Consider the following 25,560-nt stretch of genomic DNA (forward strand, 5'->3'; position numbering starts at 1 on the left):
TCAGGCCTCCCTGTTGGCGGGTTCGGTGGCGGGTTCAGTGGGGGTGACGGCTTCCTGCGAGCCCTCCGGCTCGTCCTTCTTCTCGCCCCTGCCGAAGCCGAGCAGGATCGCGGCGACCGCGAACGACACGGCCGTGGCCACGAGGATCCCCAGGCTGGAGCCTAGCCAGCCGCCCTTCGGCGTGACCGCGATGTAGGCGAAGATGCTGCCGGGCGACGGCGTGGCCACCAGGCCCGCCCCGGTGACCATGAACGTGAACACGCCGGCCGCGCCGCCCGCGATGACCGCGAGGATGAGGCGGGGCTTCATGAGCACGTACGGGAAGTAGATCTCGTGGATGCCGCCGAAGAAGTGGATGATCATGGCGGCGGGCGTGCTCGGGCGCAGCTCGCGCGGGCCGAACAGCAGGTACGCCAGCAGCAGCCCGAGGCCGGGCCCCGGGTTCGACTCCAGCATGAACAGGATCGACTTGCCCGTCTCCGCCGCCTGGGCGACGCCGAGCGGGCCGAGCACTCCGTGGTTGATGGCGTTGTTGAGGAACAGGACCTTGGCCGGCTCGATCAGCACGGAGGCGACGGGGAGCAGGTTGTGGCCGATGAGCCAGCTCACCGCGTTGCCCGCGGCCGTGGTGACCGTCTGGACGATCGGGCCGATGCCGAACATCCCGACCACGGCCATCGCGCCGCCCACGATGCCGGCGGAGAAGTTGTCCACGAGCATCTCGAAGCCGGCCTTGGTCCGCTGCTCGGTGAACTTGTCCACATATTTCAGGATCAAGGCGGTGAGCGGGCCGATGATCATGGCGCCGAGGAACATCGGAGACTCCGTGCCCACCACGACGCCCATCACCGCCACCGCGCCCACGACCGCGCCGCGCTGCCCGTGCACCATCCGGCCGCCGGTGTAGGCGATGAGGATCGGCAGCAGGGTCGAGATGATCGGGCCGACCATCTTCGCGAGCGTCTCGTTGGGCAGCCAGCCGGTCGGGATGAACAGCGCGGTGATCAGGCCCCAGGCGATGAACGCGCCGATGTTCGGCATGATCATGCCGGCCAGGTGGCCGCCGATGCGCTGGATGGTGGCCTTGACACCGGTTCCGGTGACCGGGGGAGTGTAACTGTCGGCCATGGACTTGCTCCTTCGGGGGGATGAGCAGTTGATCAGCCGCTGTGCGGGACAAGGGGGGAGGCGAGGGGGCGGGACGGGTCGGGCGGGTGGACGGCGACGACGACGGGGTCGATGTCGGCGGGGCCGGGCATGCGGCTGCCGGGCAGGCGGACCGCCGCGGCGCCCCAGGCCAGCGCCCGCGCCAGGGCGTCCGGGCCGCGCCCGCCGCCGGCCAGGAAACCGGCCAGCATGGCGTCGCCGGCGCCGACGGAGCTGCGCGGCTCGGTGACGGCGGCCTCGCCGTACCAGATGCCCTGCTCCTCGACGAGCACCGCGCCGTCGGCGCCCAGGCTGGCCAGCACGGTACGCGCGCCCGCGGCCCGCAGCTTGCCCGCCGCCTCGACCACGTCGCCCAGGCAGCGGATGAGCATGCCGGTGGCGGCGGACAGCTCCTCGAGGTTCGGCTTGACCAGCGCGGGCGCGGCGCCGAGCGCGCAGGCCAGCGCCGGGCCGCTGGTGTCGACGGCCACGTGGATGCCCGCCCCGGCGAACCTGCGGCACAGCCGGGCGTAGACGTCGGCCGGGACCTCGGGCGGCAGGCTGCCCGAGGCGACCACCCAGTCGGCCTCGTGGGCGGCGTCGAGCACGGCGTCGGCGATCGTGTCCAGCTCCCCGGCCGACAGCGCCGTGCCGGGCTCGTTGATCTTGGTGATGGTGCCGTCGGGCTCGGCCAGGGTGACGTTGGACCTGGTCGGGCCGGCCACCGGGACGGTGACCATGTCGAGCCCCTCGGCCGCGAGGAGTCGTACGAGCTGCCTGCCCTCGTCGCCGCCGAACGGCACCACCGCCCGGCTCGCCACGGCGTTGGCCAGCAGGGCGCGTGAGACGTTGACGCCCTTGCCGCCCGGGTCGAGGTGGGCGGCGGCGGCGCGGATGACGGCGCCCCGGTCGAGCGCGGCGATCTCGATGGTGCGGTCGAGGCTGGGGTTCAGGGTCAGGGTGAGGATCACGCCCGGATCACCTCCGGGCCCGCCGCCGCCAGGTCGGCGGCGAGGGCGAGGTCCAGCCCGGTGTCGGTGATGAGCACGTCGATCTCGTCCAGGCCGGCGAACCTGGCCAGGTACGTGTTCGTGAACTTCGTGTGGTCGGCCAGCAGCACGCTGCGCTGCGCGGCCTTGACCATGGCCCGCTTGATCGCCGCCTCGGCCGGGTCGGGCGTGGTCAGGCCCCTGGTGAGCGAGCAGCCGTTGGCCGCCATGAAGGCCACGTCCACGTTGAGGTCGGCCAGCGGGCGCAGCGCCCAGTCGTCGACCGTGGCGAGCGTCTTGCCGCGCACCCGGCCGCCCAGCATGATCACGTGCAGGTTGGGGCGGGCGGCCAGGGCGGTGGCCAGCGGCGGCGAGTTCACCACGACGGTGAGCTCGCGGTCGGCGGGCAGCACCTTGACCAGCCGGCCCGTCGTGGTGCCCGCGTCGATGATCACGGAACCGTCCTCGGGCAGCTCGGCCAGCGCGGCCTTGGCGATGCGCTCCTTCTCGGCCGTCAGCACCTCGTCGCGGGCGGCCAGCGCGGGCTCGAAGCCGAGGCGCTCGACGGGGATCGCGCCCCCGTGCACCCGGCGCAGCACGCCCGCCCGCTCCAGCGACGTCAGGTCGCGGCGGATCGTCTCGGTGGTCACGTCGAGCTCGGCGGCCAGCGTCACCACGTCGACGCGGCCCGCGGCGCGCGCCCTCCGCAGGATCTCCTGCTGCCGTTCCTCGGCGTACATGATGTTGGTTCACCGCCGTTTCGGGTTGGTTTCATCTTTGTTTATACCCGCTTTGTTGGGCGGGTCAAGGCTTGGTAGGTATAGGCGAATGCGAAGCAAGCCCCTGGCCGCCGCGATGGCCGCCGTCCCCCTCGTCGTCGGGCTCGCCACGCCCGCCCAGGCCGCCCCGCGGGTGCCCCCGGGCACCACGGCGTCGTGGCTGGTGTTCGACCGGCAGGCGGGCAGGTTCGTGGCCACGCGCAACGCGCACCGGAAGTTCCGCTCGGCCTCGGTCGTCAAGATCCTCATCGCCATCGACTACCTGGAGCGGCGCAAGAGCGTGCCGGCCGCCGACGCCCGGCTGCTGAAGGTCATGCTGCGCTCCAGCGACGACGACGCGGCCTCGGCCTTCTGGGACCGCGCCGGCAAGGGGCAGATCATCGTGCGGATGGCGCGCAAGCTCGGCCTGTCCGACACCGCGCCGCCGCCCGCCTCCAAGCCCGGCTTCTGGGGCTACACCTCGCTGAGCGCGTACGACGTCGTGCGCACGTACCGCTACCTGCTCGACAGGGCCGAGCCCAGGGTCCGCGACACGATCCTGGGGCACCTGCGGCAGTCCACGCCGTGCGGCACCGACGGCTTCGACCAGAGGTTCGGCATCCCCGGCGCGGTGCCCCGGTCGTGGGCGGTCAAGCAGGGCTGGTCGGGGTTCGGCGACACGCCGCCCACGCGGTGCTCCGGCGCCCGGGCGATCGGCGCGCCCATCTCGTGGATCGCCCAGCGCGCCACCGGCTCGGGCGTGCCCGACTACGGCCGCCCGGTGCTGCACACGACGGGCCTGGTGGGCAAGGACGAGCGGTACGTCATGGCGGTGCTGACGGCGCACCCGGCGGGCGGCACGTGGGCCTCCTCGGTCACCCGCATCACCAAGCTGACGGGCGAGCTGTACCGAAGCCTGTCCTGATGGCGGGCCTGCCGCCCGCGACCGGAGGCCACCGCATCACCTGGGCCGAGGTGCCCGCCGGGGTGCGGACGGCGATCGAGGAGCTGCTCGGCGCCGAGGTGGTCGGCGCGGCCGGCCGGCCGGCCGGGCGGTTTCTCCGAGGGCCTGGCCGCCCGGCTGCTCCATGCCCATGACGACGGCACGTGGGTGGCCCTGGTGTTCGAGGACGTCGAGGGACGCCTGCCGGCGCCGGACGGCTCGCCCCGCTGTCGCGGTGGGCGGGCGATCATCTCGACGCGCTGATCGCGCTGGAGGAGGGGCCGCCTCAGAGGAACGTGAACATGCGCGCGGCCGGTTCGAGCGCGACCGGCGGCCCCGCGTAACGGTGGACGCCGACGCCGTACCCGTCGCTCTCCACCGTTACGCGGTCGAACCCGCCTTCCTCGAACCACTCGCAGATCCGCGGCACCAGGTCGGGCTCGCGCCGGTGCCGGGTCCAGATCACGGTGGCCTCGGGGGCGCAGAGCTGCGGCAGCAGGCCGACCGTGCGCCGGACGTCGTCGTCGCTCACGTTCCCGAACACGCCGCACACCAGCACCAGGTCCGCGGGCACCGCGCCGGCGTACGCGCCGAGCAGCGCCGCGTCCCCCCGCACCACCTCGACGCCCGCAGGGGCGGCCCGCCGGGCGGCGGCGACGTTGTGCTCGTCCAGCTCCACGAGCCGGGCCCGCACCTCCTCGCGCCTGGGATGCGCGGCGAGCACCGGGAGCAGGTCCCGGCCCTGGCCGGCGCACAGGCTCACCACCCGCGCGGCCCCCGCGTCGAGCGCGGTCCCGATCCACTTCCGCACCACCTGGAGCCGCCGTTCCAGGGGCGAGCCCGGCACGTCGTACGCGTCATGCCAGCCCGCCCAGTCCTTCTCCGTCATGATCGTCATGCTGACGGGTGGGCGGCCCGGCGGGCAAGCCGGGTTTGCCCCGGAGGGGCGGGGGCAGGTCCGCCGGAAGGAGGGGATAGTCCATGCCACTCATCAACGTGAAGGTCATCGAGGGCGTGTTCAGCGACGCGCAGAAGGCCGAAATGGTGGAGAAGCTGACCGACGTGATGGTCTCCATCGAGGGCGAGAACCTGCGCCCCCTTACCGTGGTCATCGTGGAGGAGGTCAAGAGCGGCGACTGGGGCGTCGGCGGGAAGCCGGTGACGGCCGCGGAGGCGAGGGCGCTGGCCGCCGGCCTGCGGCCCCGATGACCTATCGGGCCTGGGCCTGCTGTTCCAGGCGCACCTTCTTCGGCACGCACATCCGCCACGCCTCCAGGACCAGCTCCCGCATCTCGGCCGGGTCGAGGGCGTCCACGCGCGCCACCACCCAGTTGAAGCGCAGGTCGGACTCCCGCGGCATGAGAAACTTGTCCGGCTCGGCCGCCACCAGCGCCGCGCGCTCCTCCTTGGGGAACCCGAAGCCCATCAGCGTCTCGTCGCGCGAGAACGCCACGTAAACGATCTTGCCTACGCGGAACTTGACCCGGTCCCGGATGAGGTGCTCCGACGAGCGGGGGAGCGTGCGGGCGAACTGCCGTACATCGTCGACTGTGAACACGCGGCAAACGTTACTGGTTGCCCTCCGCGGCCGAAATGTCGGCGAGGGCCGAGTGCGGGTCGCGCTCCAGAGCCAGGTCGCCGAGGCTGACGATGCCGACCGCGCGGCCGTCCTCGAGCACCGGCAGGCGGCGGACGGCGTGCGAGCGCATGATCCGCACCGCCTGGTCGATCGTGGTGTCGGGATCGATGGCCTCGACGTACGGGCTGCACGCCTCGCGTACCGGCGTCTGGGGGGACTTCTCGGCCGCGACGACGCGCACCGCGATGTCCCGGTCGGTGATGATGCCCTGGATCCGGCCGTTCTCGTTGACGATCACGGCACCCGTGTCGTGGTCGCGCATCAGCGCGGCCGCCGCGCACACCGGCTGGTCGGCCTCGACCGCCGCCGGATGGTACGTCATGACCTCTGCCACGGTGTCGGCCATGGGAACCCTCCTGCAGATCCGTCAGGCCGACCTCCTACCCGGGCGGACGCGCGGCTCACCTGCCTTTGCCGGGTCTCTGCCTCCGGCTAGAGCGTCTTGGCCGCCAGGCGGATCTCCTCCAGCAGGACGGCCAGGTCGCGCTCGGTGGTGTCCGGGTGCAGGAAGCAGGCGCGCAGCGCGTCGCGGCCGCCCAGCCGGGTGCCGGTGATGAACGCGTTCCCGCGCGCCTGCACCACGCCCGGGATAGCCCGGTTGAGCGCGTCCAGCCCGTCGGGGCGCGGCCGGTACCGGAAGGCGGTGATCGAGGTGGTGACCGGCGCCAGCAGCTCGAAGTCGCCGGACTCCTCGACCATGGCGGCGAGCGTGCGGGCCAGCCCGGTCGTGTGGTTCACCAGGCGCTCGACGCCGGAGCGGCCCAGATGCGACAGCGTGGCCCAGGTCTTCAGCGCCCGGAACGGGCGGGTCTGCTCGGGCCCGTACTCGGAGAACCACCCCAGATCGCCCGCGTTCTCGTCGATCAGGTACGACGGCACCAGGCTGAACGCGGCCCGCGCCGCCCCCGGGTCGCGCAGCAGGGCACAGCCGCAGCCCACCGGGACGCCGAGCCACTTGTGCGGGTCGAGGGCCAGCGAGTCGGCCCGCTCCAGGCCCGCATAGTGCGGCGCGGCGCCGTCGGCCAGAACGCCGAGCGCGCCGTAGGCGCCGTCCACGTGGAACCAGAGCCCGTGCTCGGCGGCCACGTCGGCGATCTCGTCGAGCGGGTCGACCGCGCCGGAGTTGACGGTGCCCGCGCTGCCCGCCACGCAGAACGGCCGCAGGCCCGCCCGCAGGTCCTCCTCGACCATGACGCGGAGCGCGCCCACGTCCATCCGGTACGCGCCGTCCACCGGGACCACGCGGACCTGCCGCGATCCGAGGCCGAGGAGCTGGGCGGCCTTGTGCAGGCAGCTGTGGCCCTCCTCGGTGACGTACATGACCATGGGCGGCCGCCCGGACAGGCCCTCCTCGCGGGCGTCCCAGCCGTCGGCGAGCGCGGCCCGCTGGCGGGCGGTGGCCAGGCAGATCACGGTGGCCATGGAGGCGCCGCTGGTCAGCAGCCCGCCGCCCGGCGGGTGCGGGAACCCGACCAGCTCGGCCAGCCACCGCACCACCGCCCGCTCCAGGTGCGGGCCGGCGTGGTCGCCGCCGGCGCAGCTCGGGTTGAGGGCGGCGGCCAGCGGCTCGACGAGCACGCCCGCGGGGTTGGGCGGGGAGTTGACCCAGCCGAAGAAGCGCGGGTGGCCGTTGCCCATGGGGTACGGCAGCACCCGCGTACGGGCGTCCTCGAGCAGCTCGCCGAGGGGCCGCCCGCGCTCGGGCAGTTCCTGGCCGCTCAGCCAGGCCCGCTCGGCCTCCGGCACGGGCCGCCACACGGGCCGCTCGCCCAGCCCCGCCAGGTGCTCGGCGGCGATCCGCGCGGCCGCGGCCAGGTCGGTGGGGTCGAGATCAGCCATCGGAGGGTTCCTTCCAGGGGTCGTGCTGTCCGGCGCCACCCAGCTCCATGGCCAGGTAATAGACGCAGTCGACGGCGCCGTCGTTGGCGAAGGCGTGGCGGCAGTCGCCCGGGTAGTAGGCCGAGTCGCCGGCCGCCAGCTCGTACGGCCTGCCGTTGATCGTCAGCCGCAGGCTGCCGAGCTCGACCGCGAGGTACTCCCGCGACCCCGGCGCGTGCGGCGCGAACTCGCCCGCGTCCACGCCGGGCCCGAGGGTCGTCCGCATGAACTCGAACTCCACGTCCCCCAGCACCGGCGACAGCACGCGGCGCTCCCAGCCGGAGGGGTCGCGCAGGACCCGCTGCTCGGCGTGGCGCAGCACGCGCATCGCCGAGTGCGCCGGCTCGTCGAGCAGCCGGGCGATCGACGTGCCGAGCGCCGTGGCCAGCCGGTCGAGCACCAGCACCGTCGGGGTCTTGGCGCCCCGCTCGACCTCCGAGACCATGCTCCGGCTGATGCCGCTCAGGGCGGCCAGCCGCTCGACGGTCAGCCCGCGCGCCCGCCGCTCCGTGCGGATCCGCAGCCCGAGCTCGGCCATCGACAGGCCGCTCGACAGGACCCCTTCGCCTTCCATTCCTCCACTATAGCGATGCTTTGTCCGCGATAGTGGAGCGGGACTCCTCGTAGGCGGCCAGCACCCGCTTGCGGCGCTTGGCGGGCAGGCGGTCGATGTACAGGTAGCCGTCGAGGTGGTCGGTCTCGTGCTGGAGGCAGCGGGCCAGCAGTCCCGTCCCCTCGACCGTGACCGGCTCGCCGGCGGCGTCGAAGCCGTGCACGGTGGCGTGGTCGGGGCGGGGGAGCGGCGCGTACTGGCCGGGCACCGACAGGCAGCCCTCGTCGCTCGCGTCGAGATGGCGCTCGCCCACCTCCGGGAGCTCCAGGGTGGGGTTGACGACGACGCCCTTGTGGTGCTCCCCGTCCTCGTCTGGGCAGTCGTAGACGAACACGCGCAGGGCCACGCCGATCTGGTTGGCGGCCAGGCCCACGCCCTCCGCCGCGTACATGCTCGCGAACATGTCCTCCACCAGCGCCGCCAGCGCGTCGTCGAACCGGGTGACCGGCTCGCACGGGTGATGCAGCACCGGGTCACCGACGTGCACGATCGGCCGGACCTCTCCCACGACCAACGCCTCTCTCCGAATTTGCGAACGTTTCGCAAGAAAGTTTACGGTCTCTCCAGCGTCTCGCTATTCAAGACGTTTCTTCTTGGATGATGAGACAAGCGCTAGAGTGATCGGCGTCGGAGCGAAACGAAGGAGTTTGCCGATGAACGCCGTCTACACGCATGGCCACCACGAGTCCGTGCTGCGCTCGCACCGCTGGCGCACCGCCGCGAACTCGGCCGCGTACCTGCTGCCCCACCTCAAGCCGCACATGAAGGTGCTGGACGTGGGCAGCGGCCCCGGCACGATCGCCGCCGACCTGGCGGGCCTGGTCGGCCACCTGACGGCGTCGGAGGTGACCGAGGAGGCGCTCGAACTGTCCAGGGCCGAGATCACCGCCAGGGGGCTGGACAACGTCGACTTCGCCGTCGCGGACGCGCACGCCCTGGACTTCCCCGACGACACGTTCTGCGTGGTCCACGCGCACCAGGTGCTGCAGCACGTCGGCGACCCGGTGCGGGCGCTGCGGGAGATGGGCCGGGTGACCAAGCCGACCGGCTACGTGGCGGCGCGCGACAGCGACTACGCGGCGTTCGCCTGGTATCCGCTGCTCCCTGAGCTGGACGAGTGGATGGCGCTGTACCAGAAGCTCGCGCGGGCCAACGGCGGCGAGCCGGACGCGGGGCGGCGGCTGCTGTCGTGGGCCAGGGCGGCGGGCTTCACCGACGTCACCGCCACCTCCTCGACGTGGTGCTTCGCCACGCCGGAGGACCGGGCCTGGTGGGGCGGGATGTGGGCGGACCGGATCCTCGGCTCCGCCATGGCGGAGCAGGCCCTGTCGACCGGCGCGGCCACGGAGGCCGATCTGCGGTGGATCTCGCAGGGATGGCTGAAGTGGGCGGAGGCCGAGGACGGCTGGATCTCCATCACCCACGGGGAGATCATCTGCCGCGCCTGACGACGTCCGGCGCCGTGGCGCGCGTCCCCGGCACGCGGGGGCGGGTCACATGCCCAGGGTGTGGGCCCGCTGCCACTGGGGGTCGCGGTAGAGGACCATGTCCGAGCCGATCATCTCGTCCGGCGCCGACAGCATGGTGATCTCGCTCGCGGCCTGCATCTCCAGCAGCAGGTCGCGCACCCGCGGGCCGACCGGCAGCCGCCCGGCGGGCAGCCCCATCCCGGCCCGCACCGCGTCGGCGGCCTCCGACAGGTGGAACGGCCCGTCGAAGTTCGCCACGATCCCGCGTACGACGGTGATCGTGATGAGGTGCTCGGCCTCGGCGTAGGCGAGCTGCCAGATGACCTGCTCCTTGCGGCCCCCGGTGGCCGCGCACGCCGTGCAGCCGTGGGTCAGCCCGGGCGCCATCTCCTCCTGGCCGGATCCGAGGCAGACCGAGCACAGGCCGTTCTCGGCGGCGTGCAGCTCGGCCGTCATCCGCCCGGCGAGCACGGCGCCGCACTCGCAGGCGAACGCGTCACCCAGGATGCCGGTCTGCGGGAAGATCGCATGCGTCGTCACCGGGCCGACTCTACCGCCGCCCGCCGCCGTCCCGGGCACCCGGCGGCCTCCAGGACGGACCCGGCGGCCTCCAGGACGGCACCCGCACGTCAGCCGCGCATGTCCGCGAGCCCGTGCAGCCGGCGCAGGGCCTTGCGGGCCGCGGCGGAGACGCGCTCGTCGGGGTGGTGGTCGATGAGCACCCGCAGCACCTGCCCCGTCCACGGGTGGTCCCCGAACGCCAGGATCGCGATCGTCCCCGCCTGCTCGTCCGCGTCCATCCCCAAGGCGATCGACTCGATCACCTCGCCCGCCTCGCCCCCGAACTCCAGCAGCGCCGCCGCCATGTCCACGAACACCCAGGCGATCTCGTCCGGGGCGGCCGGGCGGTCCTCCCGCTCCGTCCTGGTGGCGATCACCGCCCCGAGCCCCGGCTCCTCCAGCAGCCCGGCCAGCGCCCGCCTGCCCTCCTCGCCGAAGTCCGACGACAGCAGCTCCACGCCGACCGCCCGGCTCAGCGGGCTCACCGTGGCCAGCGCCGAGGCGATCTCGGCCACCGCCGCGTCCGTGTCCCGGCCCTTGAGCCAGCCGGCCAGCTCCTCGCCGCGTTCGGCCTCCGGGTAGGAGCGCAGGCCGTGCAGCAGCGTGGCGGCGTCGGCGCCGGCGAGCGACCCGATGACCGGCACCTCCTGCCCGGTGGTCTCCGCGATGATCAGCCGCGCCGCCCACAGGCCGAGCCAGCTCAGCGTGTACGGCTCCGCCTGGCGTACCAGGCCCAGCCCGGTCAGCTCCTCGGGCACCTTGCCCGGATGCGGCTCGCGCGACAGGAACATCCTGATGAGCTCCAGCAGCAGCCTCTCGTCGGCGGCCAGCCGTTCGCGGCAGTGGTCCGCCCACAAGGCGAGCACCTCCGCGTCGGAGCCCTCCGGCTTCAGCTCCTCGGCCAGGGGCGCGGCACGGACGGCCGCCGCGAGCGTGGCCTCCTCGGGCAGCCGGATCGGGGGCTGCAGGGGCAGGGTGTCGTCGTAGGACCTCACGAGCCCATCCTGTCGCGATATTTCCGCTACAGTGCCCCGTGACGCCGAAAAGTCGGAAGAAAGGAGGCGCTGAGATGTTCGACACTACTTCGGGCGCTCACCGCGCCCGCTTCTACTTCTCGGAGGAAACGTGCTTTTCCGCACCGCGGTCGAGGATGATCTAGACCGCCTGCTCGGCTGCGTCGTAGACGAGTCCATCAGCTGGGCGCATCCCGAACGCCTGCTGTCGTTCCTGGAGAGCGGCAACTACCGCTACGACCGCATCTGGCTCGCCGTCGCCGACGACGGTGAGATCCTGGCCCGCGCCGTCTGGTGGGGCTTCCCCGACGGCGACAGCCCCCTCGCGCTCGACTGCCTCTACGTCCACCCGTCGGTGGACGATCGCGTGGGCCTGGCCGCCGAGCTGCTGCGCCGCGCCCACGACGCGTACGGGCAGGCGATCGAGTACCACGTGTTCGTCACCAACGGCTGGCGCGAGCACCCGAAGGCCGCGGCGGCCATCGCCTGGCGCTGGGAGGCGGCCGGCCGCGCCGGGCTGACCGAGGAGCTGGAACGGCTCCGGTACGAATGGACGGCCGGGCCCGTCCCCGAGCCGTCGGACCGGCTCGTCTTCCGCGGGGAGGACGACGACGAGGTGTTCGTGGAGGCGTTCCGCCGGGTGGCCGTCGGGACGCTCGACTTCCACACCCGCCAGGCCCTGGCCACGATGGACCCCCTGGAGCAGGCGCGCGAGGACGTCCGCGACAACCGGTCCATGCGGGGCGACCGGTCGTGGTGGCGGCTGGCGTACGACAAGAGCGGGGACCTCGTCGGGGTCGCCCTGCCGTCGGCCAACGACGGCGGGCCCGTGGTCGGCTACCTCGGCGTGGTGCCCGAGCACCGGGGCCACGGGTACGTGGACGACCTGCTCGGCGAGATCACCCGCGTCCATGCCGAGCGCGGGGTCCAGCGGATCGTCGCGGACACCGACTCCGGCAACGTGCCGATGGCCAGGGCGTTCGAACGCGCCGGCTACCGCAACTTCGCCATCAGGCTCGTCCTGTCGGCGAATCCCGTGAACGCGTGATGCGGGCGGGCCGTCGCGTACGCGATCGTCTTTCCTATGACATGGGACATCGACAAGCTCGATCTCGAGGCGTACCTGGCCAGGATCGGACACGACGGCCCGCTCGCGCCGACATATGAGACGCTGCGCGCGCTGCACCTCGCGCACGTGCGCTCCATTCCCTTCGAGAACCTCGACGTGGTCCTCGGCCGGGGCATCGCCATCGACGTGGGCAGCCTCCAGGACAAGCTCGTCACGGGCGGGCGCGGCGGCTACTGCCACGAGCAGAACCTGCTGTTCGCCGCCGCGCTCGAACGCCTCGGCTTCGTCCTTACCCGGCACCTGGCCAGGATCCGGCTGGGCCGCCGCCACCTGCCGCGCTCGCACGCCACGCTCACCGTCGAGGCGGACGGCCGCACGTGGCTGGCCGACGTGGGCTTCGGCGGGGAGGGGCTGGTGGTGCCGATCGCCTGCGAGGACGGGGCGACGGCGCGGTCCGGCCCGTGGGAGTGGCGGCTGGGCCGCGACGGCGACTTCTGGGTGCTGCACGCGGGCCCGACTGAGCTGTACGCGTTCCGGCCGGACGAGCCGCACTATCCCAGCGACTTCGAGGTGGCCAACTTCTACGTCGCCAACAGCCCGCGCTCGCCGTTCGTCCGCCACGTGCTGGCTCAGCGCACGACGGCCGACGCCCGCCTCCGCGCCGAGGACCTGGCGGCGGGCACGGCCGCGGAGCTGGCCGAGGGGCTGCGCGAGCGCCTCGGGATCGAGATCACCGAGGAGGACGCCCGCGAGCTGCTGCCGAGGCTCCGGGACTGATCGCGCGGGCCGGCTCATCGGCCGGGCTCATGCGCGAGCACCTGCCTGGTCAGCTCCACCCGGCTGTTCACTCCCAGCTTGGCGAACGCGTGGCGGAGGTGGCTGTCGATCGTGTGCGGCGACAGGAACAGGGCGGCCGCCGCCTCCCGGTTCGTCATGCCCCGGGCGACGAGCCGGACGACGCGCAGCTCGGAGGCCGTCAGCGCCGCCCACCCCTGCCCGGTCACCTCTCGCCGCGCCCTGCCCGCCGCGGCCCCGCACGACCGGTAGACCTCCAGGGCCTCCTCCCGCCGCCCCGCGTCCTCCAGGGCCGCCGCCAGCCCGAGCGGCCGCGGGGCGTTCCGGTACAGCTCGACGGCCTCCTCCAGCCTGCCCTCCGCATGCGCGAGCCCGGCCGCCAGGGACGTGACGCCGGGGTTGCGGCGGGCGAGGTCCCGCGCGCACGCGACCACCCGCGGATCCCTCCGCCACCGCGCCGCCGTCCACGGCTCCTGAACGATCAGGTACGCCAGCGCCCCGCCGAAGGACGGGCCCTCCTGCGGGGCGCCACCCGGGCCGGTCGCCCAGCCGAAGGGCGGGCCTTGCCGCGGGGCGCCGCCCGGGGCCGTCGCCTCGTCGAGGAGCTCGCGCCGCCACCGCAGCTCCTCGGCCACCAGGCCGGGCCCATCCCCGGCCAGCTCGCGGCCCCGGTCCAGGTATTCACGCGCCGCCTGCGTCTCGTCCCGCAGGAGCGCCACATGGCCGAGCACGCCGAGCAGCGCCGGGGCCAGCGCCATCGCCGAGAGCTGCCCGGCCACCCGCAGCCCCGCCTCGGCCTCGGCCGCCGCGTCGTCGAGCCGCCCCCGGGCCAGCAGCAGCTCGGACCTGAACCGGTGCAGCAGCGGCAGCGCCCACGCCGTGCCCAGCCGTCCGGCCTCCCGTTCGACCACGGCGTACAGGCTCTCGGCCTCCTCGAACCGGTCCAGCGCCACCATCGCCGCGCCCAGCCACAACCGCGGATGCCGGTGGGCCGCCTCGCCGCCCGCCGCGTCGGCCAGCTCCACCGACCGTTCGGCGTGCCGCAGCGCGCCGTCGAGGTCGCCCCGGAACAGCGCCACGGTGGATCGCGCCTGCAACCCCACCACCTGCGCGAACACCTCGCCCTCCGCGACCGCGCCGGCCGCCGCCTCCGCGGCCGCGTCGACCTCGCCCGTCATCATCAGCGCGTGGGCCCGTACGGCCAGCAGCCGCGCCCGCTCCCGCCCCGGCACGCCCGACCGGCCCAGCACCCGGCCGGTCCGCCGGATGACGCCCCGGTCGTCGCCGAGGTGCTTGAGCGCCTCGGCCAGTCCGAGCGCGACCTGCGCCTCCTCGGCCGCCGTGAGCGGGACGCCGAGGCCGTCGGCGAGCTCCCTGGCCTCACCCAGCCGCCCCGCCGAAGCCAGCAACCGCACGGCCCCCGCCACCAGCGGCGCGGTGCTGTGCTCGGTGTCGCGGGGGCGGGCCAGTTCGAGGGCGCGCAGCATCAGGTCGGCGGCGGCCGAGGGGGCGGCGGCCGTCATCTCCTCGGCCGCCGCCCGCAGCTCCCGGATCGCCGCCGCGTCCCCCGGCCGGGCGCCGTGCCTCAGGTGCTCGGCCAGCTCGGCGGGCGGCCGGCCTTCGGCCCGCAGCACGGACGCCGCCTCCCGGTGCAGCGCCGTCCTGATGGGCGCCCCGAGCCCGCCGTAGACGGCCTCCCGGATGAGGTCGTGCCGGAACGCCAGCCGATCCCCCTCACCGACGAGCGCGCCCGCCCCCACGGCCTCCTCCACGCGCCCGAACAGCGCCCCCGCCGGCACCCCCAGCACCCCCGCCGCCTCGTGCACCGAGAACGGCCGCCGCAGCACGGAGGCCGCCTCCAGCAGCCGCCGCGCCTCGGCGGACAGGTCGCGCAGCCGCCTCTCGACCGCCGCCACGAACCCAGCGGGCAACTCCACCCCGCCACCTGCCGCACCCACGACCGGGTCCGCGCCGCCGGCCGCTTCCACGACCGGGTCCGCGCGGCCCGCCACGCCCACGGCCGGTTTTACGCCGCCCGCCACGACCTCGGCCACGCCGCCGCGCACAGAAATCCGGCCCTCGGCGCGCAGCCCCGTCAGCACCTCCTCCAGCAGGAACGGGTTGCCGCCGCTGCCGCGTACCAGCTCCAGCACCGACGGGCCGGGCGCGGCGCCGAGCAGGCGCGCGCCCAGTTCGGCCGCCTCCTCCGGGCCGAGCGGAGACAGCGGCACGCGCCGGGCGCCCTCCTCGATGAGCCGGTCGATCGCCTCCTGCTCGGGCAGCGGCCGCCGGCCCAGCAGCCACACCACGGGGGACCCGGCCAGCCCCGGGACGAGCTGCCGCAGCGCCAGGCAGGTCAGCTCGTCCGCCCATTGCACGTCGTCCAGGACGATCGCCAGCGGCCGGGAGCGGGTGAAGCGCTCGACCGCCTCGCCGACCCGCTCGATCACCCGGAACCCGCCGCCCCCAAGCCCCGCGTCCCCGAGCCCCGCGTCCCCGAACCCCGCGTCCCCGAACCCCGCGCCCAGCGGTCCGTCACCGGAGGTGAGCGCGCGCAGCAGGGTGGACAGGGGAGCCACCCGGTCCAGCTCGGTGGCGCGGCCGAGCACCACCGCCGTCCCGCGCGCCCGCGCCCGCGCCGCGGCCTCCTCCAGCAGGCGGCTCTTGCCGATGCCCGCCGGCCCCTCCACCACCACGCACCCCGACCCCGCCGCCAGCACCCCGCCGACGACCCCGAATGCGTCCGCCCTGCCCACCAGCTCCCGGCCGACGCCCGCGAGCGCGTCCGGCCTGCCCGCCAAGTCCCCGCCGACGCCCGCGAGCGCGTCCGGCCTGCCCGCCAAGTCCCCGCCGACGCCCCCGGGTGCGTCCGCCCTGCCCGCTAGTTCCCCGCCTGCCGACGTCACGTCAGGGAGTCCCACCCGCGCACCCGCGCCCGCACCACCAGGTCGTGCAGTGCCGCCTCCGCCGTGGCCCGCTCGGGCAGGGCGGAGGAGTCACGCGCCGCCTCCAGCGCCGCAGTCATCCGCTCCACGTCCGCCTCCAGGCCGAGGGTGGAGGGCGCGCGCCCGTGCTCGGCCTCCGCCTTGGCCGCGACCAGGTCCGGCAGGTACGCCGGCCCGTACGCGTACAGGCGCGTCAGGTCCGCCTCCAGCTCGCCGGTCCGCATGAGGTGCGTCCCGGTGGCCAGCACGCGGAAGGTGTAGAGCAGCGGCTTGAGCTCCAGCCGCTTGGCGAACAGCCGCCACTGCGTCCGCGCGAACCCCAGGTAGTGGTGGGCGTGGTGCCGCGTCAGGCAGCCCGGGGCCAGCGCCACCAGCTCCTCGTGCACCGGCGACGACGTCACGACCAGCGGCGACAGCAGCTGCTCCAGCACATAGCCGTTGCGCCCCAGCAGTAACCGGCAGAACTTGGCCAGGTCGTGCGTCACCAGGTCGACCTCGACGCCGTCGCGCGTCCACATCCGCTCCAGTGTCTGCGGCCCGTGCCGCAGCCCCGCCACCTCCTCCACCGGCAGCACGTGCACGCCGCGCAGGTCCACGTCCGAGTCCATCGAGGGGAACCCGTACAGGTGCGCCCCGCTCACCGTCGAGAACACCAGCGGGTACGGCTGCTCGCCGGGGATCTCGGGCAGCCATCCGGGCAGCTTCACAGGTGCTCCTTCCGCACGCCGACCAGGAACTCCTCCACCCGCTCGCGGTCCGGCCGTCCGGGCAGCACGCTGCCGGCCGTGTCCACCTCGGCGGCCAGCTCGGCCCGCCAGGCGTCCACCGCCGCCCACGGCACCTCGCCGCGCCGGATCGCCAGCAGCCGGTCCCGATAGGGTCCCACCTGGACCAGGGGTTCGCCGTGGCGGATCAGGTGCAGGCCGCTGAGCAGCAGCCGGATCATGTGCATGGCCTGCTTCCACTTGGGCGCGTCCGGGTCGAGCCGGCGGAACTGCGAGTCGGCGTACCCGGCGAACGACTGCCGCGCCCGTTCCGAAAGGAAGGCCCGGCGCAGCTCGCGCAGCCGCCGCCCGGCAGGCGTGATCGCCTCCACCATGGGGGACCACAGGCACTCCAGCGCGGTGGGGTTCGCCTCGAGGGCGAGGACGCAGAAACGCTCCACCTCCCACGAGAACTGCTCGGGCAGCGGCCCGTCCCGGTGCGTCGCCGGTTTCTCCAGCCGCCAGAACGCGGCCGTCGGCGCCACGAAGACGCCCCGCCGGTCGGTGTCGGAGGCTTCCGTCTCGAGCCCGTACGCCCTCGACCCCATGACGACAGTAAGGATCATGTCATCGGTCACCCGGATATCTTGCGCCATGGGCCCGGGGACTGGTCTGATCGATAAGTGAGCGGTTATGACGAGGCTTACCGGCGCAGCATCGGGCGACCCGACGAGTTCTGGTCCGAGGCGGCACAGGGGATCTCCTGGGACGTGGCTCCGGCGACCGTGACGGCCGGCGGCCGGTGGTTCCCCGACGGGCGGCTCAACACCTGCTTCAACGCGGTCGACCGGCACGTGGCGGCCGGGCGCGGCGACCAGGCGGCGCTCATCCACGACAGCCCGGTGACCGGGGCGGCCCGCACGTACACCTACGCCGAGCTGCTCGACCAGGTGGCCAGGACGGCCGGCCTGCTGCGCGACCTCGGCGTGACGGCGGGCGACACCGTGGTGATCTACATGCCGATGGTGCCGGAGGCCGTGGTCGCGATGCTGGCCTGCGCGCGGCTCGGGGCGGTGCACTCGGTGGTGTTCGGCGGGTTCGCGGCCAGGGAGCTGGCCGTGCGGATCGACCACGCCAGGCCCAAGGTGGTGCTCTCGGCGTCCTGCGGCATCGAGCCGTCGCGGGTGGTGGCGTACAAGCCGCTGCTGGACGCCGCGCTGGAGCAGGCCGAGCACCGGCCCGCCAGGTGCGTCGTCCTGCAGCGGCCGCAGGCCGTGGCCGAGCTCGACGAGGGCCGCGACCTCGACTGGGCGCGGGCGGTGCGCGACGCCGAGCCGGCCGGCTGCGTCAGCGTGGCCGCCACCGACCCGCTCTACATCCTCTACACCTCGGGCACCACCGGCCTGCCCAAGGGCGTGGTGCGCGACAACGGCGGGCACGCGGTCGCGCTGCACTGGAGCATGTCCCACGTGTACGGCGCCGCCCCGGGCGAGGTCTACTGGGCGGCCTCCGACGTGGGCTGGGTGGTCGGGCACTCCTACATCGTGTACGGTCCGCTGCTGGCCGGCTGCACGAGCGTGCTGTACGAGGGCAAACCGGTCGGCACCCCCGACCCGGGCGCGTTCTGGCGGGTGGTGTCCACGTACGGGGTGCGCACGCTGTTCACGGCGCCGACCGCGATCAGGGCCATCAAGAAAGAGGATCCATCCGGCATTTTCGCGAAAAAGTGGGACCTGTCGGGGCTGCGTTACCTCTTCCTCGCCGGCGAACGCCTCGACCCCGACACCTACCACTGGGCCTCCGACCTGCTCGGCATCCCCGTCATCGACCACTGGTGGCAGACCGAGACCGGCTGGCCCATCGCCGCCAACTGCGTCGGCATCGAGCCGCTGCCGCTCAAGCCCGGCTCGCCCACCAAGCCCGTCCCCGGCTGGGACGTGCGCATCCTCGGCCCCGACGGCGAGGAGTGCCCGCCGGGCGTGGACGGCGCCGTCACGGTCAAGCTGCCGCTCCCGCCCGGCGCGCTGCCCACCCTCTACCGCGACGAGGCCCGCTTCACCCGCTCCTACCTGGAGCGCTACCCCGGCCACTACCTCACCGGCGACGGCGGCCACGTGGACGCCGACGGCTACCTCTACGTCATGGGCCGCATCGACGACGTCATCAACGTCGCCGGGCACCGCCTGTCGACCGGCGCGATGGAGGAGGTCATCGCCGCCCACCCCGACGTGGCCGAGTGCGCGGTGATCGGCGTGGCCGACGAGCTGAAGGGCCAGCTCCCCGTCGGGTTCGTGGTGCTGAAGGCGGGCGCCGAGCGGGACCCGGCCGAGATCGAGCGCGAGCTGACCGCCCTGGTGCGCGAGCGCATCGGCCCCGTCGCCGCCTTCCGCCGCGCCGTCGTGGTGGGCCGGCTGCCGAAGACGCGTTCGGGCAAGATCCTGCGCGCGACCATGCGGGACATCGCCGACGGCAACCCGTACACCACGCCCTCCACGATCGAGGATCCCGCGGCGCTGCCGGAGATCGAGGAGGCCGTGAAGCGAACATGACGGCCCGGTAACTTCCGCCGAAAGACCCGGTCGTACAGCGCATGATGGGACTCCCAGTCCCCGGGAGAAGGTACATGATCGAGACCCCCAGCTACGCCGACGCCCTGAGGATCCTCGGGTGCAAGGACGCCCGGCTCGTCAAGGTGGTCGGGTTCGCCGCGGCGGCGGCGCGTACCGGCTGGGCGCTGGCCGGGGCGGGGCAGCTCGTGACGGGCCTGGCCGACATGCGCAACAGCATCGTCGGCTACGGCGAGGACGTCGTGCGGCGCATGCCCGAGCTGAAGAGCGGCGTCGACCGGTTCACCCGCACCCAGCGGCTGGCCTCCGCACACGCGGTGATCGTCATCTCGGCCTACTTCGAGGCGCTCGGCGAGGCGAAGCTGCCGTTCACGCTCGACCAGCTCGACCGCGGCGGCAAGATCTCGCACGGCGTGCCGACCGCCGAGCGCTTCGCCCGGCTGGTGGCGAGCCTGCTGCTGGAGCGGCTGCCCACGCCCGAGCCGCACCTGCCCTACTCCGAGACCCGCCTCGCCGTGGAACGTGCCTACCAGCGCATGTCAGAGGCCATGGCCGGATACGTGGGCGGGCTGAGCGTCTGGGACGAGCTGACGGTCGACGACCAGCTCCTGCTGCCCCGCATGCTGGCCGAGGGCCCGCCCGCCCGCGCGCTGCGCATCTACGACGAGGACTACCGGTCGCTGGCGCTCGACAGCCACGAGTTCGGGGTGCGCAGCCTCGTCACCGAGAAGCCGCCGCCCGCCACGGCGCTGTCGCGGGTGGCCTGGCTGCTGGCCGAGCTGGCCCCGCCCCGGGTGGGCGACCGCCCGATGATCCACCGGGCCAGGATGGCCGCCAACGCGCTCGACCAGCCCCTCCTGCACGCCGGCAAGCTGCCCGAGGACGTCTGGCTCCCGCTGCTCGGCGAGGGCTACCTCAGCCCCCGCTTCCGGGTCGCCGAGCTGACCCAGGACGCCACGCCCGCGCAGCTGGACTGGTGGGCGGACCGGCGGCCGGTGCCCGACCCCGAGGCGTTCCTGGTGGGCCACCTGACCTCGCTGCGCGCCACCCAGGCGCCCCTGCTCGTGCTGGGCGAGCCCGGCTCGGGCAAGACCAAGCTCACCGAGGTGCTCGCCGCGCGGCTGGCCAGGTCGGAGTTCCTGCCGATCCGGGTCGAGCTGGCCGGGGTGTCCGCGCGGGCGAGCATCACCGAGCAGGTCGAACAGGCCCTCGGCACGGTGCTGGGGGAGGAGGTGGACTACGCCCGGCTGGTGACGGCCGCCGACGGGGCGATGCCGGTGATCCTCCTCGACGGGTTCGACGAGCTGGTCCAGGGTGGGGCCGACCGCCACGACTACCTCGAACGGGTGCGGGAGTTCCAGGCCGGGGAGGCGGAGCTGGGCCGCCCGGTGGCGGTGATCGTGACCAGCCGCACGGTGGTGGCCGACCGGATCAGGTTCCCCAAGGGACTGCTCGGGCTGCAGCTCCAGCCGTTCGACGACGACCAGGTGCGGCAGTGGCTGAACATCTGGGACCAGCGCAACCGCGGCCTGCTCGCCCGCCGCGACCTGAAGCCCCTGCCCGCCGAGGCGGCGCTCGTCCACGGCGAGATGGCCAGGCAGCCGCTGCTCCTGCTGCTGCTGGCCCTCTACGACGCGGGCAGCAACGCCCTCCAGCGCGACCACGGGCCGCTCGGGCGCGCCCGCCTGTACGAGGTGCTGCTGCGCGACTACACCGAACGCGAGACCGGCGGCGTGCGCCGGGTGGCCATCGACCAGGAGCTGGTCCTGCTCGGCGCGGTGGCCCTGTCCATGCTGGCGCGCGGCCGCCAGGTCATCACCGACGAGGCGCTCAACCGCGACCTGCCCGCCCTCTGCCAGGGCGGCGAGGACGACCTCGACGATGACGAGGCCCGCGTCGACTGGGCGCGCAAGGCCACCGAGCGCTTCTTCTTCGTGCGCAGGAACGGCCACGCCTTCCTGCACGCCACGTTCGGCGAGTTCCTGGTGGCCTGGCTGACCATGTACGCGCTGCGCGACCTCGACCGGCGCCGCCGCCTGGCCGGCGACGAGCCGCTCGCGCTGGTGCAGGCCGTGGACGACGACCTGCTGTACGCGGTCACGTCACACTCGTGCCTGGCCGAGCGCGGGCCGACCGTCGGGTTCGTCCTGGAGCTGCTGGACGAGGTGCCCTCCGCCGTCCGCGAGCGCTGCGTGGAGCTGCTGGCCGGGCTGCTGCGCCGGTCGCTGCACGAGCGGCCCCGCCGCCACTTCACCGGATTCCGGCCGGTACGCCACACGATGACCCGCCGCCTGGCCGCCTACTCGGCCAACCTCACCCTGCTCATCGTCTGCGCGTCCGAGCAGCCGGTCCGCGTGTCGTCGATCCTGCGCGGGCCCGACCACCTGGAGCAGTGGTCCTCGCTCAGCCACCTGTGGAAGGGGCAGCTCGGGCACGAGGGCTGGACCGGGCTGGTGAACGCCCTGTCGGCGCACCGCGTGATCGAGGACGGCCAGGAGGACGTCGTGCTCGGCGGCACCGGGACCGGCCCCGGGACCGGCACTGAGACCGGCGGCATGGGCGACGTCGTCGTCGCGGTCGCCACCGGCCACTCGGCCCGGCACCGGCGCCTGCTGGACCTGCTGGTCGCGGCGCTGGGGGAGGGCCGCTTCCTGCCGTACCGGGACCGCCTGGCCATCCTGGAGGAGCTGGTGCGGACCGTGGCCGTCCGGTCGCCGGCCATGCACCGGGCCCTGGGCGCGATGTGGACCGAGGACGGCGCCGACCACGCGCTGCTGAGGCCGCTGCTGCGCGCCATGCTCGCCGACCCGGCCGACCGGGTGGGCACCTGGGAGCAGCTCGTCAAGGCGGGCGTCCCGGAGACGGCGCTCTGGGAGATCCAGGGCCTGGACTGATCAGGACGTCCCGGCGGCGACGGGCAGCTCCACGCTGATGGTCAGGCCGCCTTCGTCCCTGGGCGTGGCCGTGACCGTGCCGTCGTGCGCCTCGGTGATCACCCGGACGATCGACAGCCCCAGCCCGCTGCCCCGGTCCGAGCGCAGCCGGTCGCCGTGCAGCCGCCGGAACGGCTCGAAGATCGTCTCGATCTCGTACGACGGCACCTGCAGCCCCGAGTTGGCCACGACCAGCTCCACCCGATCGGCCCGCCGCCGCGTGGTCACCCACACCTCGCCCTTGGCGTGGTTGTGCCGGATGGCGTTCTCCACGAGGTTCTGCACCAGCCGCTCCACCAGCACCGCCTCGCCGGCCGTCGGCGCGGGGTCGAGCAGCCGGTGCATGGTCACCTCACGCTCGGCCGCCTCGGCCGCCGCCTGGTCGAGCACGTGCTCGGCCACGTCCGCCAGGTCGAACGGCCGCCGGTCCAGCACCGCCTGCTCGCCCTCGGTCAGCGCCAGCAGGCCGTCGATCAGGCGTTCGTGGCGGGCGTTGACCAGCAGCAGCGACTCGCCGAGCCGCTTGACGTCCTCGGTCGCGTCCGGCCGCCGCACGGCCACGTCCACGAGCGTCCTGTTGATCGTGAGCGGGGTGCGCAGCTCGTGCGAGGCGTTCGCGACGAACCTGCGCTGGCCGTCGAACGAGCGCGCCAGCCGGCCGAGCATGGTGTCGTAGACGTCGGTCAGCTCCTTGATCTCGTCCTGGGGGCCGTCGTAGCCGATCCGCTCGCTCAGATTGTGACTCTGGGCGACCCGGCGGGCGGTGTCGGTGACGTTCCTGAGCGGGCGCAGCACCATGCCCGCCGCCCGCCAGCCGATCCCGAACGCCACGCCGGTGCCGGCGAGCACCGCGAGCCCGCCGGCGGTGCGCATGTTGGCCAGGACGCTGTCCTGGTAGGTGAGGTGCGTCTTGAGCGCGAACCCCCTGGCTATCTCGTACCCGTCCTGGTAGCGCGCGGAGTAGAGGCTGTAGCCGTCCCGCTCCACCCGGATCTCGTCGGGGGTGAACACGGAGGCCCGGTACTGCAGGCTCGTCTGGACGACGAAGTAGACGGCGGCCAGGCCGAGGGCGGCGACCACGAAGAACACGCCCCCGCTGACCAGGGCGAAACGCAGGCGCATGCTCATGGGATGCGGTACCCCGATCCCGGCACGGTCTCGATGACCTGCGGCTCGCCGAGCTTCTTGCGCAGCTTCATCATCGTGGTGCGGACCGTGTTCGTGAACGGGTCGATGTGCTCGTCCCACACCTTCTCCAGCAACGTCTCCGCCGAGACCACCGCTCCCTGGGCCCGCAGCAGCTCGGCCAGCACGCCGAACTCCTTGCGGGCCAGCGGCACGTACCGGCCCTCCCTGAACACCTGCCGGTGCGCCCAGTCCAGGCGCACCCCGGCGCGCTCCAGCATGGGCGGGTCGGCCCGCCTGGCCCGCCGCCCGAGCGCGTGCACCCGGGCCACCAGCTCCTCGAACGCGAACGGCTTGGGCAGGTAGTCGTCGGCCCCCAGCGACAACCCCGCCACCCGGGAGCGCACGTCGCTCGCGGCGGTCAGCATGAGCACCCGCACCAGCCAGCCCCGCTCGACCACGGCCCTGCACACCTCGTCGCCGTGCACCTGCGGCAGGTCACGGTCGAGGATCAGCACGTCGTAGTCGTGCACGCCGAGCCGTTCGAGCGCCGCGTCCCCGTCGTAGGCGACGTCGACGGCCAGCGCCTCCCCGCGTAACCCCTCGGCGATCGAGTCGGCGAGCATCCGCTCATCCTCAGCGACCAAAACGCGCACCCTGCCCCCAAAAAGATGTAAATGCCCGCCAGTCTGCTCTGGCCGGCATAACGCGCGCATAACCAGATTCGGTGACGTTCAGGTTATAGGTGGCGCACTGGACTGGCCCCCTTGAAGCCGGGATCCGCCCGGCTGTCTCGGGGGAGAACATCATGGCGCCCACGCTCGCGGGGCCACGTGACCACGGGCTGTTCGGGTGCGTGCTCGCCCTCGCCGCCGCGCTGCGCGTGCTGGTCATGCTGGGGTACGACACGGCGCGGCTCTACTGGTACGACTCGTTCACCTACCTCAACACGGCCGTGCACCTGCGGCCGCAGGGCGCGTTCCACCCGGCGGGCTACTCGTGGTTCCTGTGGGCGCTGCGGCCCTTCCGGAGCGTGGAGCTCGTCGCCGGGGTGCAGCACGCCATGGGGCTGGCCGTCGGGGTGATGATCTACCTGCTGCTGCGCCGCCGGTCGCTGCCCGCCTGGGGAGCGGCGCTGGCGGCGGCGCCGGTGCTGTTCGACCCGGCGTTCGTGCGCCTGGAGCACGCCGTGCTGTCGGACACGCAGGTGATCTTCCTCCTCGTGGCCGCGCTGCTGGTGCTCATGTGGCGCGGGGAGGTGTCCACGCGGGCGGCGGCGGTGGCGGGCGCGCTCCTCGCGCTGGCCGGTCTGACCCGTACCGCCACCGTGCCGCTGCTCGGCCTGGCCGCCCTCTACCTCCTGCTGCGGCGGACCGCGTGGCAGGCACGGTGGCGCGCGACCCTCGCCCTGGTGGCGGCGGGGGCGCTGCCGCTGGCCGCCTATGCCGGCTGGTACGCCCAGCACCACGGCAGGTTCGCGCTGAGCGGCTCGGACGGCGTCGCCCTGTGGGCCCGCACCATGACCTTCGCCGACTGCTCGGTCATCAAGCCGCCCGCGGACCAGGCCGCGCTCTGCCCGAACGGCACCGTCCTGGACGCCGCCTCCGAGTACGTCTGGGACCCGCGGGCCTCGCTCAACCGCCTGCCCGGCGACCGGTTCACCCACAACGACCTGGCCAGGGCGTTCGCGCTCAGGGCCATCGCCGCGCAGCCCCTGGACTACCTGCGCGAGGTCGTCCGGGACACCTCCCTCGCCTTCACCTGGGAGCCCGTCGCCCACCCGAAGCGCATGAGCCCCACCACGGCCTTCCAGCGGGGCTCCTGGCCGCTCCCGTCCGGCCAGCCCCTCGTGGAGCAGGTCAGGAAGGAGTACGACCCCGACATCCGGGGCATGCGGTCCGTCGAGCCGTTCGCCTCGATCCTGGCCGCCTACCCGTACCCGTGGTTCCTGCACGGCACGCTGTTCGGCGTCCTGCTGCTGGCCGGCGGGGCCGGCGTGGTGCTGCGCCCGCGCCCGGCGCTGCTGCCGTGGTCGTTCGCGGTGTTCCTGCTCGTGGCGCCGGTGGCCGCGCTCGACTTCGACCACCGCTACGTGCTGCCCGCCATCCCGGTCGCCTGCGTGGCCGCCGCCCTGGCCGTGCGGCGGCCGGCGCCGCGACGGGGGAGTGGTTACCCCCGTGGCTACGATCATGTCGCGCGCACGGAAGCATCGGTGAACGGCTCCCGCGCGTCCTGAAGGGGCGCGGCGGCCGCCGCGGTGCTGGTCGAGGCCGCCCTGACGGGCCCGGCCGGCCATGGAAGCGCTCCCGGATCGCCCCACCGATCTGCCCGGCTGACCTATTTGAGGCTGACACTCCATCGGAATGTTACGTAATATCCGTACATCACGAGCGTTGGGGGCGCCAGGGTGCCA

Annotated in this window: 25 protein-coding genes; 9 read left to right on the forward strand and 16 right to left on the reverse strand. The window is 73.7% G+C overall.

Annotated features, from left to right (window positions below):
- Genes mtlA through HD596_RS37945 form a run of 3 tightly spaced genes read right to left on the reverse strand, consistent with a single transcriptional unit; the run spans position 1 to position 2,875 of the window.
- Positions 1-1,128, reverse strand: a complete 1,128-nt coding sequence (mtlA, locus tag HD596_RS37935; protein ID WP_221519692.1) for a mannitol-specific PTS transporter subunit IIC — start codon at positions 1,126-1,128, stop codon at positions 1-3.
- A gap of 32 nt (positions 1,129-1,160) precedes the next feature.
- Positions 1,161-2,117, reverse strand: a complete 957-nt coding sequence (gene pfkB / locus HD596_RS37940; RefSeq protein WP_185074288.1) for a 1-phosphofructokinase — start codon at positions 2,115-2,117, stop codon at positions 1,161-1,163.
- Entirely contained in the window at positions 2,114-2,875 is a 762-nt protein-coding gene (locus HD596_RS37945) for a DeoR/GlpR family DNA-binding transcription regulator (RefSeq protein WP_185074289.1), read from the reverse strand. Before HD596_RS37945 ends, pfkB begins: the two co-directional genes overlap by 4 nt.
- Before the next feature lie 88 nt (positions 2,876-2,963).
- On the opposite strand from HD596_RS37945, the gene HD596_RS37950 reads away from it, so the two are divergent.
- On the forward strand, positions 2,964-3,818 hold the full coding sequence (locus tag HD596_RS37950; protein ID WP_185074290.1) for a D-alanyl-D-alanine carboxypeptidase family protein: 855 nt from the start codon (positions 2,964-2,966) through the stop codon (positions 3,816-3,818).
- Positions 3,818-3,991, forward strand: coding sequence for a hypothetical protein (locus HD596_RS37955; RefSeq protein WP_185074291.1), 174 nt, complete (start codon positions 3,818-3,820; stop codon positions 3,989-3,991). Before HD596_RS37950 ends, HD596_RS37955 begins: the two co-directional genes overlap by 1 nt.
- A gap of 131 nt (positions 3,992-4,122) precedes the next feature.
- Here the strand turns inward: HD596_RS37955 and HD596_RS37960 are convergent, their stop codons facing one another.
- A complete protein-coding gene (locus tag HD596_RS37960) occupies positions 4,123-4,725 on the reverse strand; it encodes an SAM-dependent methyltransferase (protein WP_185074292.1) in 603 nt (200 codons plus the stop codon).
- Between the two features lie 92 nt (positions 4,726-4,817).
- On the opposite strand from HD596_RS37960, the gene HD596_RS37965 reads away from it, so the two are divergent.
- Positions 4,818-5,045, forward strand: a complete 228-nt coding sequence (locus HD596_RS37965) for a tautomerase family protein (protein WP_185074293.1) — start codon at positions 4,818-4,820, stop codon at positions 5,043-5,045.
- Between the two features lies 1 nt (position 5,046).
- Here the strand turns inward: HD596_RS37965 and HD596_RS37970 are convergent, their stop codons facing one another.
- The 5 genes from HD596_RS37970 to def all read right to left on the reverse strand — a co-directional run bounded on the left by HD596_RS37970 (position 5,047) and on the right by def (position 8,474).
- A complete protein-coding gene (locus tag HD596_RS37970; protein ID WP_185074294.1) occupies positions 5,047-5,394 on the reverse strand; it encodes an MmcQ/YjbR family DNA-binding protein in 348 nt (115 codons plus the stop codon).
- A gap of 10 nt (positions 5,395-5,404) precedes the next feature.
- Positions 5,405-5,821, reverse strand: a complete 417-nt coding sequence (locus HD596_RS37975) for a CBS domain-containing protein (protein WP_185074295.1) — start codon at positions 5,819-5,821, stop codon at positions 5,405-5,407.
- Positions 5,822-5,907: 86 nt separating this feature from the next.
- Complete coding sequence (locus tag HD596_RS37980) at positions 5,908-7,314, reverse strand: pyridoxal phosphate-dependent decarboxylase family protein (protein WP_185074296.1); 1,407 nt, start codon at positions 7,312-7,314, stop codon at positions 5,908-5,910.
- The gene (locus HD596_RS37985; RefSeq protein WP_185074297.1) at positions 7,307-7,927 is read right to left on the reverse strand and encodes a helix-turn-helix domain-containing protein; all 621 of its coding nucleotides are present in this window, start codon (positions 7,925-7,927) and stop codon (positions 7,307-7,309) included. The genes HD596_RS37980 and HD596_RS37985 overlap by 8 nt, the downstream gene beginning before the upstream one ends.
- Positions 7,928-7,934: 7 nt before the next feature.
- Complete coding sequence (gene def / locus HD596_RS37990; RefSeq protein ID WP_185074298.1) at positions 7,935-8,474, reverse strand: peptide deformylase; 540 nt, start codon at positions 8,472-8,474, stop codon at positions 7,935-7,937.
- 145 nt (positions 8,475-8,619) lie between these two features.
- Here def and HD596_RS37995 point away from each other — a divergent pair, with 145 nt between their 5' ends.
- Positions 8,620-9,414: a class I SAM-dependent methyltransferase gene (locus HD596_RS37995; RefSeq protein WP_185074299.1), complete on the forward strand. Its 795-nt coding sequence runs from the start codon at positions 8,620-8,622 to the stop codon at positions 9,412-9,414.
- Between the two features lie 45 nt (positions 9,415-9,459).
- Here HD596_RS37995 and HD596_RS38000 read toward each other — a convergent pair whose 3' ends face one another.
- Positions 9,460-9,975, reverse strand: coding sequence for a hypothetical protein (locus HD596_RS38000; protein ID WP_185074300.1), 516 nt, complete (start codon positions 9,973-9,975; stop codon positions 9,460-9,462).
- 89 nt (positions 9,976-10,064) lie between these two features.
- Positions 10,065-10,991, reverse strand: coding sequence for a hypothetical protein (locus tag HD596_RS38005; RefSeq protein WP_185074301.1), 927 nt, complete (start codon positions 10,989-10,991; stop codon positions 10,065-10,067).
- 130 nt (positions 10,992-11,121) lie between these two features.
- Here HD596_RS38005 and HD596_RS65110 point away from each other — a divergent pair, with 130 nt between their 5' ends.
- Both HD596_RS65110 and HD596_RS38015 read left to right on the forward strand, forming a co-directional pair.
- Positions 11,122-12,057 (forward strand): GNAT family N-acetyltransferase, encoded by a 936-nt coding sequence (locus tag HD596_RS65110; RefSeq protein ID WP_185074302.1) that lies wholly within the window; start codon positions 11,122-11,124, stop codon positions 12,055-12,057.
- 36 nt (positions 12,058-12,093) lie between these two features.
- Positions 12,094-12,855, forward strand: coding sequence for an arylamine N-acetyltransferase family protein (locus HD596_RS38015; protein WP_185074303.1), 762 nt, complete (start codon positions 12,094-12,096; stop codon positions 12,853-12,855).
- 14 nt (positions 12,856-12,869) lie between these two features.
- Here HD596_RS38015 and HD596_RS38020 read toward each other — a convergent pair whose 3' ends face one another.
- The 3 genes from HD596_RS38020 to HD596_RS38030 are packed head-to-tail and all read right to left on the reverse strand — an operon-like array spanning position 12,870 to position 17,160.
- Positions 12,870-15,794 (reverse strand): helix-turn-helix transcriptional regulator, encoded by a 2,925-nt coding sequence (locus HD596_RS38020; protein WP_185074304.1) that lies wholly within the window; start codon positions 15,792-15,794, stop codon positions 12,870-12,872.
- Entirely contained in the window at positions 15,776-16,525 is a 750-nt protein-coding gene (locus tag HD596_RS38025; protein ID WP_185074305.1) for a nucleotidyltransferase domain-containing protein, read from the reverse strand. The genes HD596_RS38020 and HD596_RS38025 overlap by 19 nt, the downstream gene beginning before the upstream one ends.
- Entirely contained in the window at positions 16,522-17,160 is a 639-nt protein-coding gene (locus tag HD596_RS38030; RefSeq protein WP_313045923.1) for a nucleotidyltransferase domain-containing protein, read from the reverse strand. Before HD596_RS38030 ends, HD596_RS38025 begins: the two co-directional genes overlap by 4 nt.
- 45 nt (positions 17,161-17,205) lie before the next feature.
- Between HD596_RS38030 and HD596_RS38035 the strand changes: the two genes are divergently transcribed.
- Together HD596_RS38035 and HD596_RS38040 are read left to right on the forward strand one after the other, a co-directional pair.
- Entirely contained in the window at positions 17,206-19,071 is a 1,866-nt protein-coding gene (locus HD596_RS38035; RefSeq protein WP_185074307.1) for a propionyl-CoA synthetase, read from the forward strand.
- Between the two features lie 74 nt (positions 19,072-19,145).
- Entirely contained in the window at positions 19,146-21,983 is a 2,838-nt protein-coding gene (locus tag HD596_RS38040) for an NACHT domain-containing protein (RefSeq protein WP_185074308.1), read from the forward strand.
- Here the strand turns inward: HD596_RS38040 and HD596_RS38045 are convergent, their stop codons facing one another.
- Both HD596_RS38045 and HD596_RS38050 read right to left on the reverse strand, forming a co-directional pair.
- Positions 21,984-23,144, reverse strand: a complete 1,161-nt coding sequence (locus HD596_RS38045) for a sensor histidine kinase (RefSeq protein ID WP_221519694.1) — start codon at positions 23,142-23,144, stop codon at positions 21,984-21,986.
- A gap of 2 nt (positions 23,145-23,146) precedes the next feature.
- Positions 23,147-23,803: a response regulator transcription factor gene (locus HD596_RS38050; protein ID WP_185074310.1), complete on the reverse strand. Its 657-nt coding sequence runs from the start codon at positions 23,801-23,803 to the stop codon at positions 23,147-23,149.
- Between the two features lie 152 nt (positions 23,804-23,955).
- On the opposite strand from HD596_RS38050, the gene HD596_RS38055 reads away from it, so the two are divergent.
- Positions 23,956-25,383: a hypothetical protein gene (locus HD596_RS38055; protein WP_246555136.1), complete on the forward strand. Its 1,428-nt coding sequence runs from the start codon at positions 23,956-23,958 to the stop codon at positions 25,381-25,383.
- The last annotated feature ends 177 nt before the right edge of the window (positions 25,384-25,560 follow it).

Source organism: Nonomuraea jabiensis (genome assembly GCF_014204795.1).
Classification (GTDB): domain Bacteria; phylum Actinomycetota; class Actinomycetes; order Streptosporangiales; family Streptosporangiaceae; genus Nonomuraea; species Nonomuraea jabiensis.

Excerpts from the sequence above, each read along its gene's own strand:
- mtlA (WP_221519692.1), bottom strand. The coding sequence starts at position 1,128 with ATGGCCGACAGTTACACTCCCCCGGTCACCGGAACCGGTGTCAAGGCC.
- HD596_RS37945 (WP_185074289.1), bottom strand. The coding sequence starts at position 2,875 with ATGTACGCCGAGGAACGGCAGCAGGAGATCCTGCGGAGGGCGCGCGCC.
- HD596_RS37950 (WP_185074290.1), top strand. The coding sequence starts at position 2,964 with ATGCGAAGCAAGCCCCTGGCCGCCGCGATGGCCGCCGTCCCCCTCGTC.
- HD596_RS37955 (WP_185074291.1), top strand. The coding sequence starts at position 3,818 with ATGGCGGGCCTGCCGCCCGCGACCGGAGGCCACCGCATCACCTGGGCC.
- HD596_RS37960 (WP_185074292.1), bottom strand. The coding sequence starts at position 4,725 with ATGACGGAGAAGGACTGGGCGGGCTGGCATGACGCGTACGACGTGCCG.
- HD596_RS37965 (WP_185074293.1), top strand. The coding sequence starts at position 4,818 with ATGCCACTCATCAACGTGAAGGTCATCGAGGGCGTGTTCAGCGACGCG.
- HD596_RS37975 (WP_185074295.1), bottom strand. The coding sequence starts at position 5,821 with ATGGCCGACACCGTGGCAGAGGTCATGACGTACCATCCGGCGGCGGTC.
- HD596_RS37980 (WP_185074296.1), bottom strand. The coding sequence starts at position 7,314 with ATGGCTGATCTCGACCCCACCGACCTGGCCGCGGCCGCGCGGATCGCC.
- HD596_RS37985 (WP_185074297.1), bottom strand. The coding sequence starts at position 7,927 with ATGGAAGGCGAAGGGGTCCTGTCGAGCGGCCTGTCGATGGCCGAGCTC.
- HD596_RS37995 (WP_185074299.1), top strand. The coding sequence starts at position 8,620 with ATGAACGCCGTCTACACGCATGGCCACCACGAGTCCGTGCTGCGCTCG.
- HD596_RS38015 (WP_185074303.1), top strand. The coding sequence starts at position 12,094 with ATGACATGGGACATCGACAAGCTCGATCTCGAGGCGTACCTGGCCAGG.
- HD596_RS38040 (WP_185074308.1), top strand. The coding sequence starts at position 19,146 with ATGATCGAGACCCCCAGCTACGCCGACGCCCTGAGGATCCTCGGGTGC.
- HD596_RS38045 (WP_221519694.1), bottom strand. The coding sequence starts at position 23,144 with ATGCGCCTGCGTTTCGCCCTGGTCAGCGGGGGCGTGTTCTTCGTGGTC.
- HD596_RS38055 (WP_246555136.1), top strand. The coding sequence starts at position 23,956 with ATGGCGCCCACGCTCGCGGGGCCACGTGACCACGGGCTGTTCGGGTGC.